Annotated in this window: 14 protein-coding genes; 7 read left to right on the forward strand and 7 right to left on the reverse strand. The window is 67.1% G+C overall.

Annotated elements, in window-relative coordinates:
* The first annotated feature begins 140 nt into the window (after positions 1-140).
* Genes lptF through VSR71_RS03405 form a run of 3 tightly spaced genes read left to right on the forward strand, consistent with a single transcriptional unit; the run spans position 141 to position 2,838 of the window.
* A complete protein-coding gene (lptF, locus tag VSR71_RS03395) occupies positions 141-1,268 on the forward strand; it encodes an LPS export ABC transporter permease LptF (protein ID WP_342912505.1) in 1,128 nt (375 codons plus the stop codon).
* Positions 1,265-2,434, forward strand: a complete 1,170-nt coding sequence (gene lptG, locus VSR71_RS03400) for an LPS export ABC transporter permease LptG (protein ID WP_342912506.1) — start codon at positions 1,265-1,267, stop codon at positions 2,432-2,434. The genes lptF and lptG overlap by 4 nt, the downstream gene beginning before the upstream one ends.
* 8 nt (positions 2,435-2,442) lie before the next feature.
* On the forward strand, positions 2,443-2,838 hold the full coding sequence (locus tag VSR71_RS03405; protein WP_342912507.1) for a CbiX/SirB N-terminal domain-containing protein: 396 nt from the start codon (positions 2,443-2,445) through the stop codon (positions 2,836-2,838).
* Positions 2,839-3,086: 248 nt separating this feature from the next.
* On the opposite strand, the gene cobA is transcribed toward VSR71_RS03405, so the two are convergent.
* The 7 genes from cobA to VSR71_RS03440 are packed head-to-tail and all read right to left on the reverse strand — an operon-like array spanning position 3,087 to position 10,122.
* Positions 3,087-3,887 (reverse strand): uroporphyrinogen-III C-methyltransferase, encoded by an 801-nt coding sequence (cobA, locus tag VSR71_RS03410; protein ID WP_342912508.1) that lies wholly within the window; start codon positions 3,885-3,887, stop codon positions 3,087-3,089.
* A 38-nt stretch (positions 3,888-3,925) separates the two neighbouring features.
* Positions 3,926-5,230, reverse strand: coding sequence for a sulfate adenylyltransferase subunit 1 (locus tag VSR71_RS03415; protein ID WP_342912509.1), 1,305 nt, complete (start codon positions 5,228-5,230; stop codon positions 3,926-3,928).
* 25 nt (positions 5,231-5,255) lie between these two features.
* Entirely contained in the window at positions 5,256-6,221 is a 966-nt protein-coding gene (gene cysD, locus VSR71_RS03420; protein WP_025583934.1) for a sulfate adenylyltransferase subunit CysD, read from the reverse strand.
* Positions 6,222-6,234: 13 nt separating this feature from the next.
* Positions 6,235-7,038, reverse strand: coding sequence for a phosphoadenylyl-sulfate reductase (locus tag VSR71_RS03425; protein ID WP_342912510.1), 804 nt, complete (start codon positions 7,036-7,038; stop codon positions 6,235-6,237).
* Positions 7,035-7,619 (reverse strand): DUF934 domain-containing protein, encoded by a 585-nt coding sequence (locus VSR71_RS03430; RefSeq protein ID WP_342912511.1) that lies wholly within the window; start codon positions 7,617-7,619, stop codon positions 7,035-7,037. The genes VSR71_RS03425 and VSR71_RS03430 overlap by 4 nt, the downstream gene beginning before the upstream one ends.
* A gap of 18 nt (positions 7,620-7,637) precedes the next feature.
* Entirely contained in the window at positions 7,638-9,320 is a 1,683-nt protein-coding gene (locus VSR71_RS03435) for a nitrite/sulfite reductase (protein ID WP_342912512.1), read from the reverse strand.
* A 28-nt stretch (positions 9,321-9,348) separates the two neighbouring features.
* On the reverse strand, positions 9,349-10,122 hold the full coding sequence (locus tag VSR71_RS03440) for a sulfite exporter TauE/SafE family protein (protein WP_342912513.1): 774 nt from the start codon (positions 10,120-10,122) through the stop codon (positions 9,349-9,351).
* Between the two features lie 165 nt (positions 10,123-10,287).
* Between VSR71_RS03440 and VSR71_RS03445 the strand changes: the two genes are divergently transcribed.
* From VSR71_RS03445 to VSR71_RS03460, 4 genes are all read left to right on the forward strand, one after another.
* Complete coding sequence (locus tag VSR71_RS03445) at positions 10,288-11,229, forward strand: CysB family HTH-type transcriptional regulator (RefSeq protein ID WP_342912514.1); 942 nt, start codon at positions 10,288-10,290, stop codon at positions 11,227-11,229.
* A gap of 85 nt (positions 11,230-11,314) precedes the next feature.
* On the forward strand, positions 11,315-12,499 hold the full coding sequence (locus VSR71_RS03450; RefSeq protein ID WP_342912515.1) for a class I SAM-dependent methyltransferase: 1,185 nt from the start codon (positions 11,315-11,317) through the stop codon (positions 12,497-12,499).
* A 66-nt stretch (positions 12,500-12,565) separates the two neighbouring features.
* On the forward strand, positions 12,566-13,747 hold the full coding sequence (locus tag VSR71_RS03455; RefSeq protein WP_342912516.1) for an ABC transporter substrate-binding protein: 1,182 nt from the start codon (positions 12,566-12,568) through the stop codon (positions 13,745-13,747).
* 14 nt (positions 13,748-13,761) lie between these two features.
* The gene (locus tag VSR71_RS03460) at positions 13,762-14,673 is read left to right on the forward strand and encodes an NAD(P)-dependent oxidoreductase (RefSeq protein WP_342912681.1); all 912 of its coding nucleotides are present in this window, start codon (positions 13,762-13,764) and stop codon (positions 14,671-14,673) included.
* Positions 14,674-14,677 lie beyond the last annotated feature (4 nt).

Consider the following 14,677-nt stretch of genomic DNA (forward strand, 5'->3'; position numbering starts at 1 on the left):
GCGATTTTTACCCCGCGACCTGCCGCCGCTGATACGCCCCGGTCACGCTGACAGCCAGTTGTGCTGCCAGCCCGCTGTTCTGCCAGGCACCTCGCACGGCACATCGCCCGCTCCGGCCGGCAGCCCGGAACCGAACCCGCATGATCCTTCAACAAGCCCTGCGACGCGAGCTCGCCTACACCGCCGGGGCGGTGTTCCTGGTGATGCTGACCTTCATGCTCACGTCGCTCGTGATCCGCATCCTGGGACTGGCCGCCAACGGCAAGGCCAGCCCCAACGACGTGCTGATGCTGATCGGCCTGGCCACTATCGGCTACCTGTCCATCCTGCTGTCGGCCACCCTGTTTATCTCGACCCTGATCGTGCTCACGCGCTGGTACAAGGATTCGGAGATGGTGGTGTGGTTCTCGGCCGGCATCTCGCTGCGCGACCTGGTCAAGCCGGTGCTGCAGTTCGCCGCGCCGTTCATCCTGCTGGCGCTGCTGCTGGGCATGTTCGCGTGGCCGTGGGCCAACCAGCAGAGCGCGCTGTTCCGCGACCGCTTCGAGCAGCGCGGGGTGATGTCGATGATCGCCGCCGGCCGCTTCATCGAGCCCTCCAAGGCCAACTACGTGCTGTTCATCGAGGGCATGGACCCCGACATGAAGTATGCGCGCAATGTCTTCGTCGCCAATGCCGAGGCCGACAAGATCGGCGTGGCGCTGGCGCACCAGGGCAAGTTCGAGACCATGCCCAATGGCGACCGCCTGGTGGTGATGGAGAACGGCCGCCGCTATTCCGGCACGCCCGGCCAGATCGACTACCGCATCGTCGAGTTCGAACGCTACGCGGTCAAGGTGGACAACAAGCCGCCCGAATCCGAATCCAAGCTGCCGCCCAAAAGCCGCGACACCATCGAGCTGATCCGCAACCCGACGCGCGAGAACCTGGGCGAGCTGATCTGGCGCATCTCGCTGCCGATCCTGGCCTTTAACTTCGTGATGATCGCGATCCCGCTGGCCTACGTGAACCCTCGCCTGGGCCGCTATACCCCGCTGGTGTTCGCGGTGCTGATCTACCTGACGTACAGCAACCTCGTCAACCTGACGCAGTCCTGGGTGCGCAATGGCTCGGTACCGTTCTGGCTGGCCTGGTGGCCGATCCACCTGACGGTGTTCCTGGCAGCGCTGATGCTGTTCCGCTACCGGCAGAACCGCAGCCTCGGCGGCTGGCGCGCCGTGTTCGGCCTGAAACGGCGCAATGCCGCCACCAGCGGGAGCCAGCCATGAGGATCCTGCGCGTCTATGAACGCTACTTCGGGCGGCTGGTCTATGGCGTGTTCGCCTTCATCCTGTTCGCGGTGCTGTCGCTGTTCGTGTTCTTCGACATGCTCAACGAGCTGGAGAACGTCAACGCCCAGTACACCTCGCTGGTGGCGCTGTTCCACGTGCTGCTGCAGGCCCCTACCCGAGTCTACGAGGTGCTGCCGATCGCGGTGCTGATCAGTGCGATCTACGTATTCTCGCAATTGGCCAGCCAGTCCGAGTTCACCATCTTCCGCGTGGCCGGCCTGAATACGCGGCAGGCGCTGTTCTCGCTGTTCAAGCTGGCGGTGCCGCTGGCGATCGTGACCTTTATCTTCGGCGAGTTCATCGGCCCGCGCGCGGAGCAGTACGCGCAGAAGATCAAGCTAGAGGCGATCGGCGCGACGGTGTCGGCGGGCTTCCGTTCCGGCGTCTGGGTCAAGGACCGCGACCAGGACCCGGCCGGCGGCGGCGAGATCACCCGCTTCGTCAACGTGGCGGGGCTGCGCCCGGACCAGACCATCACCGGCATCACGATCTACGAGTTCGACCCGCAATACCGTCTGCGCGTGATCCGCGTGGCCAAGGAAGGCCGCTACCAGGGCGGCCAGGCGTGGGAACTGCAAGGGGTCAGCGAGACGCGCTTTACCGAGCTGATGCCGCAGGCCGATCCGGCCAAGCCCGCGCCGCCGCGCGATGCGCTGGCGCCGGATTTCCGCGCCGAGCAGCTGAAATTCCCGCGCGTGGCGATGCACTCGGAGCTGACGCCGCAGATCCTGTCGGTGCTGCTGGTGACGCCGGAGCGGATGTCGACGCTGGACCTGTTCCGCTACATCCGCCACCTGCGCGACAACAAGCAGGACACGCAGCGCTACGAAATCGCGTTCTGGAAGAAGGTGATCTACCCGTTGACGCTGTTCGTGATGGTAGCGCTGGCCCTGCCCTTCGCCTACCTGCATGCGCGTGCCGGGGCGGTGGGCGTGAAGGTGTTCGGCGGCATCATGCTGGGGATGTCTTTCCACCTGTCGAATACGCTGTTCTCGCACGTCGGCCTGCTGCACACCTGGCCGCCCATCATCTCCGCGCTGGTGCCAGGCACGCTCTACCTGACAGTGGCGTTGCTGGCGCTGCGCTGGGTCGATCGCCACTGATGGCCGCCATGGACGTCGCCACCCGGGCCCTGGTCCTGTTCGCGCACGGCGCGCGCGATGCACGCTGGCGCGAGCCGTTCGACCGGCTGCAGCAGAAGCTGGCCACGGCCCTGCCCCGGTGCGAGGTGCGGCTGGCGTTCCTGGAGCTGATGTCGCCGCTGCTGCCCGATGCGCTGGCGGAACTCGCCGCGCGCGGTGTGGGCGAGGTCACGGTGGTGCCGGTGTTCTTCGGCCAGGGCGGCCATATCCGGCGCGATCTGCCTGCCCTGCTCGACCAGTGCCGGCAGGCCCATCCCGGCCTGAGCATTCATTGCGCTGCCGCGGTGGGCGAATCTGATGCGGTGCTGGATGCGATTGCGGCTTACTGTATCGCGTCGCTGCCGGGGGCTGCTGCGCAGTCCTGAAGACTTCAAAACCCTAACGAAAAAACCCCGTGCCGGAATCCCGGCACGGGGTCACTGTTGTTGACGGCACGCTGATGGTGCTGGTTGTCTCCCCTCTCCCGCTCGCGGGAGAGGGGCCAGGGGTGAGGGCGGGCGCTGGCAAGCACCATGACGCCTCACTTCGTAGAGACTCCCGCCCTCACCCCCGCCCCTCTCCCATAAATGGGAGAGGGGAGAAAACACTCGCGGTGCCAGCGCAGGGCCGAAGATCAGGCAGCGCGCGGCGTACAGACTTCAGTCGCGCCCGCATCTTCCCGCGGCGCCTCGGTCGCGCGCGCGGCCAGCGCGGCGCCGATCATCAGCAGGCTGGGCTGCACCGGGTCGATCCATGCCGCCGCTTCCCCGGCCGCCATCTGGCCGAGCGTGAATTCGCGGCTGCGCTGGCGCGGCGTGGTGGCGGCTTCCACCACCCATGCCGGCGTCGACGCGGGCTTGCCGTGCGCGATCAGCTGCGCGGCAATCGAAGCGGCCTGGTCGCGGCCCATGTAGTAGACCAGCGTGTCGGCCTTGACCGCGGCTTCGATATCCGGCGAGCCCTCGCCGTCCGCCGCCTTGGCCTGCGTGGCAAACGCCACGCTGCGCGACACGCCGCGCTTGGTCAGCGGCTTGCCGATGGCCGACGCCGCCGCCAAGGCTGCGGTGATGCCCGGCACCACCTCGTACTCGATGCCGGCCGCTTCCAGTGCCTGCAGTTCCTCGTCGGCGCGGCCGAACAGCATCGGGTCGCCGCCCTTCAGGCGCACCACGCGTTCATACTTGCTGGCCAGGTCGACGATCTGGCGGTTGATGAACAGCTGCGCGGTGGAGCGCTGGCCGCAGCGCTTGCCGACCTCGACCAGCTCCGCCTGCGGACACCAGGCCAGCATCTCCGGCGACACCAGCGCATCGTGCAGCACCACCTGGGCTTCGCCCAAAAGCCGTGCACCACGCACCGTAATGAGGTCTGCCGCACCGGGGCCCGCCCCGATCAGGGTCACCTTGCCGTAAGTCTTGCGCGCCTGCTTGTCCATCTGTTGCCCCTTGTCCGCTCGTTCCCGTTCGTTACCGATCAGGAGAACGCACGGATCATGCCTGCGGCCACCGTGTGGTTGGTCGCCTCGTCGATCAGCACGAAGGCGCCTGTTGCCGGATTGTCGCCATAGGCATCGCACACGATCGGCTTCTGCAGCGAGATCTGCACCGAACCGATGTCGTTCAGGCGGATGTCGTGGCGGCCGGTCTCGTGCGACAGCGTGTGCACGTCCAGCACGCGGTCCACCGCCGACACGCGCGCGAACACGCTGGCGGTGGTGTGCTTGAGCACGTACTTGCGCGACGGGTTCAGCGACTCGTCGTCGAACCAGCACAGGTCGGCCTGTAGCTTCTTGGCGGATGCCGCCGTCGCATTGGCGGCAACGAACATGTCACCGCGCGATACATCGACGTCCTCGGCCAGGCGCACGGTGACGGTATCGCCGACGTTGGCCGATTCAGCGGCGCCGTTCGGGGTCAGCACTTCAGCCACCACGGCCTCGCGGTTGGCGGGCAGCACGCGCAGCTTCTGGCCGACGCGCACGGTGCCGGCTTCCACGCGGCCGGCATAGCCGCGGAAATCGTCCGACTGCGAACCGTCCTGGCGGATCACCAGCTGGACCGGGAAGCGCAGCGCCGCGTCATCCTCGGGCGCGGCTTCTTCCACCGGCAGCTCTTCCAGCAGCGGCAGCAGCGGCTCGCCCTGGTACCACGGCATGACGTCGCTCTCGTGCACGATATTGTCGCCGCGCAGCGCGGAGACCGGCACGTAGCGCACGTCCTTCAGGCCCAGCTGCTCGGCCAGCTCGGCGTAGGCGGTGCGAATCTCGTTGAAGGTCTGCTCGCTGTAGTCGACCAGGTCCATCTTGTTGACAGCGACGATCACGTGCTGGATTTCCAGCAGTTTCAGGATCGCCGAGTGGCGCTTGGTCTGCGCCAGCAGTTCGGCGCGGCCGTCCGTGACGGTCACGCGGGTGGCATCGACCAGCACGATGGCCGCGTGCGCGGTCGACGCGCCCGTGACCATGTTGCGGGTGTACTGCTCGTGGCCCGGCGTATCCGCGATGATGAACTTGCGGCGCGCGGTCGAGAAGTAGCGGTAGGCCACGTCGATGGTGATGCCCTGCTCGCGCTCGGCTTCCAGGCCGTCGGTCAGCAGCGAGAAGTCGATCTGCTCGCCGGCGGTGCGCTTGTTCTTGGCATTGGCCAGCGCGGTCAGCTGGTCGGACAGCACGGCCTTGCTGTCGTACAGCAGGCGGCCGATCAGCGTGCTCTTGCCGTCGTCGACGGAGCCGGCGGTGATGAAGCGCAGCAGGCCTTGATGGGTAGCTTGGTGAGTCATGTCTGGATCCTTTGCTGCGTGCGGCTTAGAAGTAGCCTTCCTTCTTGCGGCGCTCCATCGAAGCTTCGCTGGTCTGGTCGTCCATGCGGGTGGCGCCGCGCTCGGTGATCTCGGTCACCGCGGTCTCGGCGATGATCGCTTCCGGCGAATCGGCAACGCTGGCCACCGGGCAGGTGCAGCTGATGTCGCCGACGGTACGGAAGCGCACCGACAGCACTTCGCTGACGTCGCCGTCCTGCTTGGGCGTGATCGGGGTGACCGGCACCAGCAGGCCGTTCTTGCGCACCACCTCGCGCTGGTGCGCGTAGTAGATCGGCGGCAGCGCCAGGTTTTCGCGGGCGATGTACTGCCACACATCCAGCTCGGTCCAGTTGGAGATCGGGAACACGCGCATCTGCTCGCCCTGCGCCATGCGGGCGTTATACAGGCTCCACAGCTCGGGACGCTGGGCCTTCGGGTCCCACTGGCCGAACTCGTCGCGGAACGAGAAGATGCGCTCCTTGGCGCGGGCCTTCTCTTCGTCGCGGCGGGCGCCGCCCATCAGCGCGTCGAACTTGTGCGCCTCGATGGTTTCCAGCAGCGTCACGGCCTGCGCGGCGTTGCGCGAATCGGTTTCCTTGCGCAGGCGCACGGTGCCGCGCTTGATCGAATCCTCGACATGGCCCACCACCAGGCGCGCACCCAGTTCCGCCACGCGCTGGTCGCGGAAGGCAATCACTTCCGGGTAGTTGTGGCCGGTGTCGATATGCACCAGCGGGAACGGCAGCTCGATCTTGCGGTCGCCCAGGCGGAAGGCCTTCAGCGCCAGGTGCAGCATCACGATCGAATCCTTGCCGCCCGAAAACAGCAGCGCCGGGTTGCGGCACTCGGCCACCACTTCGCGGATGATGTAGATCGATTCGGCTTCGAGCCGGTCGAGATGGTCGTTCTGTACCTGCAACAGGTGCGCCACGCTGGAGGTGGCTTCTGCGATGTCGTTCATGATGCCCATTTTTTTACCGGCCTCAATGCTTGATGTTCTGTTCGTGGAGCCCGCACTCTTTCGAGTCCTTGCTCTCCCACCACCAGCGTCCTGCGCGCACGTCCTCGCCCGCGCGCACCGCACGCGTACAGGGCTCGCAGCCGATGCTGGGATAGCCCTTGGCGTGCAGGTCGTTGACCGGCACATTGTGGCGCTTCAGGTAGGCCCACACCTCGGCCTCGCTCCAGTCCGCCAGCGGGTTGAACTTGGGGATGCCGCGGGCTTCGTCCTGTTCCTCGAACGGCAGTTCGGCGCGCGTCACGGCCTGCTCGCGGCGCTGGCCGGTCAGCCAGGCGTCGGCGTGCGACAGCGCGCGGTTGAGCGGCTCGACCTTGCGGATGCCGCAGCATTCCTTGCGCAGGTCGATGCCGTCGTAGAAGCCGTTGAGGCCGTGCTTCTTCAGGTAGTTCTCGACTGCCTCGGCGTCCGGCGTGTATTGCTCGATGCTGTAGCCGTAGTGCGACTGCACCTTGTCGAGCACCGCCAGCGTCTCGGCGTGCAGGCGCCCGGTCTGCAGCGTGAAGACACGGATGCCGGCGCGCACGGCGGGGGAGCCGCGCAGGATGGCATCGGTCAGCACCATGTCTTCGGCCGCCAGGCTGGAGGCAAAGCGCGCGCGGAAGAAGCGCGCGGCGATGCCGGCGAGACGCTCGCCCAGCTCGCGCTCCTTCTGTTCCAGCGCTTCGATGCTGCCGGTGTACTCGGGCGCGACCCACAGAGCGGGCGGACGCAGCGCCGATACCGCGCCGGCATCCACCACGGGGATATCGCTCAGCACCGTGCTCATGCCGTGGCCTTCGGTTGCACGGCGCCGCCTTCGGTGCGGGCGCGGCGGAACAGCGGCAGCGGTTCGTCGACCGAAGCCTGGTAGGTCACGGTGAACTCGGTGAAGCCCTTGATGGCGTCGTCGATGTTCTTGTCGGCGCGCACCGCGAAGGCGTCGAAGCCGCAGCGCTTCATGAAGTTGAGCTGGTCGCGCAGCACGTCGCCGATGGCGCGCAGCTGGCCTTCCCACTTGTAGCGGGTGCGCAGCAGGTAGGCCGTGGAGAAGCCGCGGCCGTCGCGGAACACCGGGAAGTCCACCGCCACCAGCGACACGCGGTCAAAGTACGCGGCGGCATCGCCCGGCTCGTCTTCCGGGGCCAGCCACACGCCGGTGCGGGCGGCATCGCGGCCGGCCAGCAGCGCTTCATTGGCCTTCCACACCGACAGCGGGAACAGCACGGCGTCCTGGCCCTGCGCGGCGGCAGCGACCTGCTCTTCGGTCAGCGGTTGCTCTTCAGTGGCGCGCAGCACGGTCCAGTTGTCTTCGGCGATCACCGGGGTGACGTTCGCACCGTCGCGTTGCAGTTGAATGATCTTTGCCATGTTCAGTCTCTCCGGTCCTCAGGCTTCGGCGCGCTCGCGCGGCTGCTTGTCTGCGTAGACACGCTCCTTGAACGGGGCGATGCCGATGCGGGACAGGGTTTCGATAAAGCGTTCGTCTTCGATGCGGTTGGCCACGAAGGTGTCGATGATGCGGGTCACCACTTCGGGCATTTCCTCGGCGCTGAACGACGGGCCGATCACCTTGCCCAGCGCGGTCTTGTTGCCCTGGGCGCCGCCCAGCGTGACCTGGTACCACTCCGAGCCGTCCTTGTCGACGCCCAGCACGCCGATGTTGCCGACGTGGTGGTGGCCGCAGGCGTTGATGCAGCCCGAGATGTTCAGCGAGATCTCGCCCAGGTCGTAGACGTAGTCGAGGTCGTCGAAACGGTCCTGGATCGCCTGCGCGATGGGGATCGACTTGGCGTTGGCCAGCGAGCAGAAATCGCCGCCTGGGCAGGCGATGATGTCGGTCAGCAGGCCGATGTTGGGCGTGGCCAGGCCAGCCTTCTTCGCCAGTTGCCACAGCGCGTACAGGTCCTGCTTCTTCACGTCCGGCAACACCAGGTTCTGCTCGTGCGCGACGCGCAGCTCGCCGAAGCCGAACTGGTCGGCCAGGTCGGCCACGGCTTCCATCTGCGCGTCGGTGGCATCTCCCGGGGGCGAGGCCAGGCCCGGCTTGGTCGACAGCGTCACCGCGGCGTAGCCCGGCACCTTGTGGCCGTGCACGCTGCGGCTGACCCAGCGCGCGAACGCCTTCTCTTGCAGCAGGTGGTTCTCGTACGAGGCGTCGGTGTCGGCCAGCTTTTCATACGCGGGCGGCGTGAAGTACTGCGCCACGCGGTCGAACTCGACCGGCGTCAGCGTGGCCGGGCCGTCCTTGCTGTGCTGCCATTCTTCCTCGACTTCCTGCGCGAACTTCTCCACGCCGATGGCCTTCACCAGGATCTTGATGCGGGCCTTGTACTTGTTATCGCGGCGGCCATAGCGGTTGTACACGCGGATGGCGGACTCGACGTAGGTCAGCATGTGCTGCCACGGCAGGTCGTCCTTGATCACCGAGCCCAGGATCGGGGTGCGGCCCAGGCCGCCGCCGGCCAGCACGCGCAGGCGCAGCTCGCCCGCGTCGTTCTTGTAGGCGTAGATGCCGATGTCGTGCATCTGCACCACGGCACGGTCGTCGGCCGAGGCGGAGATGGCGATCTTGAACTTGCGCGGCAGGAAGGCGAATTCTGGCTGGAACGTGCTCCACTGGCGCAGCAGTTCGGCCAGCACGCGCGGGTCCGCCGACTCGTCCGGCGCCACGCCGGCGAAGTGGTCGGTGGTGATGTTGCGCACGCAGTTGCCCGAGGTCTGGATCGCGTGCATCTCGACGCTGGCCAGTTCGGCCAGCACGTCGGGCACGCGCTCCAGCTCCATCCAGTTGTACTGGATGTTCTGGCGCGTGGAGAAGTGGCCATAGCCGCGGTCGTATTCGCGCGCGACATGCGCCAGCTTGCGCATCTGGTCCGACGACAGCAGGCCGTACGGAATCGCCACGCGCAGCATGTAGGCGTGGCGCTGCATGTACAGGCCGTTCTGCAACCGCAGCGGCAGGAATTCTTCCTCGGTCAGCTCGTCCGACAGGCGGCGGCGCACCTGGTCACGGAACTGGGCGACGCGCTCGGCAACGATGCGCTGGTCATATTGGTCGTACTGATACATGGCGGGGTCCGTTCAGTATTCGTTGAATTCAGGAAACGAGCTTGATGGCGACAAGCGTCAGCGTGGTCGCCAGGGCGGCGCGCACAAGCCGCTCGGGCAGTGCCCGCGACAGTTGCGCGCCCAGCCAGATGCCGGGGATCGAACCCACCAGCAGCGCTAGCAGCAAATTCCAGTTGACGGTGCCGAGCCACACGTGGCCCAGCCCGGCCAGCGCCGTCAGCGGGACGGCGTAGGCGATATCGGTGCCGGCGACTTCGGCCGGCTTCATATGCGGATACAGCAGCAGGATCAGCGTGGCGCCAACCGCGCCGGCGCCGATCGACGACACCGTCACCAGCACGCCGATCACGGCGCCGACCACGATGGTGGCGATGACCTGGGCGCGGCCATGCAGCTGGAAGCGCGGGTTGCGCTCGAGCCAGGCCAGCATCTGCTTGCGGAACAGCAGCGACAATACGGTCAGCAGAACAGACACGCCGATGGTCACGCGGATCGCATGCAGCCACTGGGCGTTGAGCTCGCCGGCGCTCTTGAGCACCAGGATGGCCACTACCGCCGTCGGCAGGCTGCCGATGCACAGGCGCCGCACCACCTGCCACTGCACATGGCCATGCGCGCGGTGCGCGATCGTGCCGAAACCCTTGGTGATCGCCGCGAAAGCCAGGTCGGTGCCGACCGCGGTCGCCGGCGAGAAGCCGAACAGCAGCGTCAGCAGCGGCGTCATCAGCGAGCCCCCACCCACGCCGGTCAGACCGACGAGGACGCCTACAAACAGACCGGAAACGGTATAGGCCAGCGACATGGGGGACTCGGTGGGCCCTGGCCCGTGAGGCTCGCATCACAATCCGGGGGCTGCGAGCGGACGCACTGAGGGCAGGACGTTCATTAACAAAGTTCGAGAATCGTAATAAACTGGCCTCATACCTCAAACTAATAAGAAGTTGTTTGTTTATACGACCCGAGTTATATGAACCTGCACCAGTTTCGCTTCGTGCGCGAGGCCGTCCGGCAGAACTACAACCTGACCGAAGCCGCCAAAGCGCTCTACACGTCACAACCCGGCGTGTCCAAGGCCATCATCGAGCTGGAAGAAGAGCTGGGTGTCGATATCTTCACGCGCCACGGCAAGCGCATCCGCAGCCTGACCGAGCCGGGGCGGCGCATTCTCACCTCTGTTGAGAAAATCCTGCAGGAGGTCGAAAGCCTGAAGCGGGTCGGCATGGACTATGCCGCACAGGACCAGGGCAACTTCACCATCGCCACCACGCATACGCAGGCGCGCTACGCGCTGCCGCGGGTGATCGGCGAGTTCACCAAGCGCTACCCCAAAGTCCGGCTGTCGATCCAGCAAGGCAACCCGTCGCAGATCGCCGACATGCTGCTGCATGACCAGGCCGATATCGGCATTGCCACGGAGGGCATCACCGACGACAAGAGCCTGGTGTCGCTGCCGGGTTACCAGTGGACGCATATGGTGATTACGCCACCCGATCATCCGCTGCTGGACAAGAAGCACCTGGCGCTCGAAGACCTGATGGGCTACCCGCTGATCACCTACGACCCCCACTTCGCCGGCCGGCCCAAGATCGACAAGGCCTTCGAGCTGCGCCACCTGAAGCCGGACATCGTGCTCGAGGCGATCGACGCCGACGTGATCAAGACTTACGTGGAGATCGGCCTGGGCGTGGGCATCGTCGCCGGCGTGGCCTATGATGCCGAGCGCGACCGCAATTTGCGCGGGATTTCCGCCGGCCACCTGTTCGGCAGCAATGTCACGCACCTGGCGGTCAAGCAGGGCGCCTACCTGCGCAGCTTTGTCTACACCTTTATCGAGCTGTTCTCGCCGACGCTGAACCGCAAGCTGGTCGAACAGGCCATGTCGGGCGAGCACGAAGCCTACGAACTCTGAGCGCGGCAGCCCGCCGCCTCGCTATATAAGAAGCAGAACCCAACATGCATTCCCAATCCGTCACGCCGCGCCGGCCGGAGGCGCTGTGAGCGAACCCATCAGCGAAGCCACCAGCGAACTGCCCCGCATCCACTGGACCGAGGACGGCACCGAGCGCAGCGCCGCCTGGCGCTCCGAGGCCGGCAATCCGCCGCCGCGCCGCGTGGTGGTCGCCGACGACACCACCAGCGCCGACACCGCCTACCGGCTCGCCTGCGAAGGCACTGCCCTGCTGTGGCGCGGCGACTTCCAGAACGCGCGCCAGCTGCTCAACGCCATGGCGCGGCGTACCGAGCGCAAGCCCAAAAAGGCCAGCCGCCCGGGCCAGAAAGCCAAGGGGGCCAAGGGCGCGCCCGGCTCCACCACCGAGGCCTTCCACCTGCACCGGCTGTCGCAGTCGCAGCGCGCCCGCACGCTGGGCATGCTGCTGCTGCCGTTCGAGGCCGACCACAGCGTGCCGCTGCGCCGCGCGCCCGATGTGAGCGAAGCCTGCGAGCAGGTCTACGGCCCGGCGGGCGAGCCCTATGTAGCGTCGCTGCGCGAGTTGCTGGGCATGATCGGCGCCTATGAGTGGCGCAGGAAAGGCGTGGAGATCCCGGCGCTGGAAGACCGCATCCATCCCTGGTACGGCGTGTTCTCGCCGGTGCGGGGCGAGTATGTCGACCTGGTTGCCGCCGAGCCGCTACCGTCCAGGTCGCTGGCCTTTGACATCGGCACCGGCACCGGCGTGCTGGCCGCGGTGCTGGCCCGGCGCGGCGTGCAGCGCATCGTCGCCACCGACCAGGACCCGCGTGCACTGGCCTGCGCACGCGAGAACATCGGGCAGCTCGGCTACGCCGGCGCCGTCGAGATCGTGCAGGCCGACCTGTTCCCGCAAGGCCGCGCGCCGCTGGTGGTGTGCAACCCGCCGTGGGTGCCGGCCCGGCCTAGCTCGCCGGTCGAGCGCGCCGTCTACGACCCGGACAGCGCCATGCTGCGCGGCTTCCTCGATGGGCTGGCCGCCCACCTGGAGCCCGGCGGCGAAGGCTGGCTGCTGCTGTCCGACCTGGCCGAGCACCTGGGCCTGCGCCCGCGCGCGCAGCTGGAAGGCTGGATCGAGGCCGCAGGGCTGAAGGTGCTGGGCCGCTCCGATATCCGCCCGCGTCATCCGCGCGCCGCCGATCCCAGCGATCCGCTGCATGCCGCGCGGTCGGCCGAAGTGACCTCGCTCTGGCGGCTGGGCGTGCGCTGACGCGCGTGCCCTTGCAGGCGGAGTTCGGCTATCCTTCCCGTCACAAATAAGACTGGAGGAGACAAGATGCCGAAGTTGTTCCGCGCGTTGCCCCGCCTGCTGCCCACCGTCGTACTTTCCACCCTGCTTTGCGCCAGTGCCGCCGCGCTGGCCGATATCCGCGTCGGCATCGACGTGTCCACCACCGGGCCGGCGGCCTCGATCGGCATTCCCTCCAAGAACACCGTGCTGATGTGGCCGCAGACGCTGGGCGGCCAGAAGGCGCATTACGTGATCCTGGACGACGGCTCCGACCCGGCCGCGGCGGTGCGCAACGTGCGCAAGCTGATTTCGGAGGAAAAGGTCGACGTGATCGTCGGCCCCAACATCACGCCGACCGCGCTGGCCGCGCTCGATGCCGTGTCCGAGGGCGAGACGCCGATGGTGGCGCTGGCCGCGTCGGCGTCGATCGTCGAGCCGCAAACCGACGCCAAGCGCCGCTGGGCCTTCAAGATGCCGCAGAACGACTCGCACATGGCGACCGTGCTGACGGAATACATGAGCAACCACGGCATCAGGACCGTCGGCTTCATCGGCTTTGCCGACGCCTATGGCGAAAGCTGGTGGCGCGAGTTCTCCAGGCTGGCCGAAGTGCGCAAGATCAAGGTGGTCGCCAACGAGCGCTTCTCGCGCAACGACACTTCGGTGACCGGCCAGGTACTCAAGCTGATGGCGGCAAACCCCGACGCGGTGCTGATCGCCGGCGCCGGCACGCCCTCGGTGCTGCCGCAGAAGACGCTGGGCGAGCGCGGCTACAAGGGCAAGGTCTACCAGACCCACGGCATCGCCACCTGGGAATTCCTGCGCATGGGCGGCAAGGACGTCGAAGGCACGCTGTTCCCGACCGGCCCGGTCGTGGTCGCGCGCCAGCTGCCCGAAAGCCACCCCGTGCGCAAGGTCGCGCTGGACTTCGTCACCCGCTACGAGGGCAAGTACGGCCCCGACAGCGTGACGCAGTTTGCCGGCGACGCCTGGGGTGCGTGGCTGCTGCTGGACGACGCCGCGCGCCGCGCGCTCAAGACCGGCGCCCAGCCCGGCACGCGCGAATTTCGTGCCGCCATGCGCGACGCGCTTGAATCCACCACCAACCTCACCATCCCTAACGGCGTGCTGAACCTGAATGCGAAGGACCATCAGGGCTTCGACCAGCGTTCGCGCGTGATGGGGGTGATCCGCAACGGCAAGTTCGCCTATGCGGGCGACAAGTAACCATCGCCCGCCGAATCCAGCATCCTGAAAGGAAGCAACGCATCATGACCACTTCCCCCCCTTCCGTCACCGTTGCCTTTATCGGCCTGGGCGCCATGGGCTCGCACATGGTCCGCCACCTGCTGGCCGCCGGCCACACCGTGCGCGCGTTCGTGCGCCGCCCCGAGGCCGCCGAAGCCGCGCGCGCCATGGGTGCGGAGCCGTTCTTCACGCCCGCCGAGGCCGCGCGCGGCGCCAGCGTCGTCTTCACCAACGTGACTTCGTCCGAAGACGTGCGCGAAGTGCTGCTGGGCGAGCAAGGCGTGATCCACGGGGCCGCGCCGGGCACGGTATGCGTCGACCACAGCACCATCTCGCCGGTGGTCACGCGCGAGATCGCCGCGGCACTGGCGGCGCGCGGCCTCGAGGCGCTCGACTGCCCGGTCTCGGGCGGCACCATGGCCGCCGCGTCCGGCAAGCTGACCATCATGGTCGGCGGCAAGCTCGAGGTGCTGGAACGCGTGCTGCCGCTGCTGGAGCTGCTGGGCACGACCATCACGCATATCGGCGACAACGGCGCCGGCCAGGTCGCCAAGCTGTGCAACCAGATCGCTCAGGTGGTCAATATCGAAGGCATCGCCGAAGCCATGCGCTTTGCCTCGGCGCAGAACGTCGATACCGGCCGCGTGCTGCAAGCCATGTCGACGGGCATGGCGGGCAGCCGCATGCTCGACCTGATGGGGCCCAAGATGGTGTCGCGCAATTTCGCCGCCGGCATCGAGGCGCGGCTGCACGACAAAGACTTCGGGCTGGCGCGCGATATCGCCGAGGAGATCGGCCTGGACCTGCCGGCGATGCAGGCCACCTCGGCGCAACTGCGCACGCTGATGGCCAACGGCTGGGGCAAGGACGATACCTCGTCGCTGCTGCGCGTGCTGGAGGGCTGAGGGC

This window comes from Cupriavidus oxalaticus (assembly GCF_038900635.1).
Lineage (GTDB): Bacteria > Pseudomonadota > Gammaproteobacteria > Burkholderiales > Burkholderiaceae > Cupriavidus > Cupriavidus oxalaticus_B.

Bases quoted from the DNA above. Each gene is read 5' to 3' on its own strand.
- lptF (WP_342912505.1), top strand. From the start codon at position 141: ATGATCCTTCAACAAGCCCTGCGACGCGAGCTCGCCTACACCGCCGGG.
- lptG (WP_342912506.1), top strand. From the start codon at position 1,265: ATGAGGATCCTGCGCGTCTATGAACGCTACTTCGGGCGGCTGGTCTAT.
- VSR71_RS03405 (WP_342912507.1), top strand. From the start codon at position 2,443: ATGGACGTCGCCACCCGGGCCCTGGTCCTGTTCGCGCACGGCGCGCGC.
- cobA (WP_342912508.1), bottom strand. From the start codon at position 3,887: ATGGACAAGCAGGCGCGCAAGACTTACGGCAAGGTGACCCTGATCGGG.
- VSR71_RS03415 (WP_342912509.1), bottom strand. From the start codon at position 5,230: ATGACTCACCAAGCTACCCATCAAGGCCTGCTGCGCTTCATCACCGCC.
- cysD (WP_025583934.1), bottom strand. From the start codon at position 6,221: ATGGGCATCATGAACGACATCGCAGAAGCCACCTCCAGCGTGGCGCAC.
- VSR71_RS03425 (WP_342912510.1), bottom strand. From the start codon at position 7,038: ATGAGCACGGTGCTGAGCGATATCCCCGTGGTGGATGCCGGCGCGGTA.
- VSR71_RS03430 (WP_342912511.1), bottom strand. From the start codon at position 7,619: ATGGCAAAGATCATTCAACTGCAACGCGACGGTGCGAACGTCACCCCG.
- VSR71_RS03435 (WP_342912512.1), bottom strand. From the start codon at position 9,320: ATGTATCAGTACGACCAATATGACCAGCGCATCGTTGCCGAGCGCGTC.
- VSR71_RS03440 (WP_342912513.1), bottom strand. From the start codon at position 10,122: ATGTCGCTGGCCTATACCGTTTCCGGTCTGTTTGTAGGCGTCCTCGTC.
- VSR71_RS03445 (WP_342912514.1), top strand. From the start codon at position 10,288: ATGAACCTGCACCAGTTTCGCTTCGTGCGCGAGGCCGTCCGGCAGAAC.
- VSR71_RS03455 (WP_342912516.1), top strand. From the start codon at position 12,566: ATGCCGAAGTTGTTCCGCGCGTTGCCCCGCCTGCTGCCCACCGTCGTA.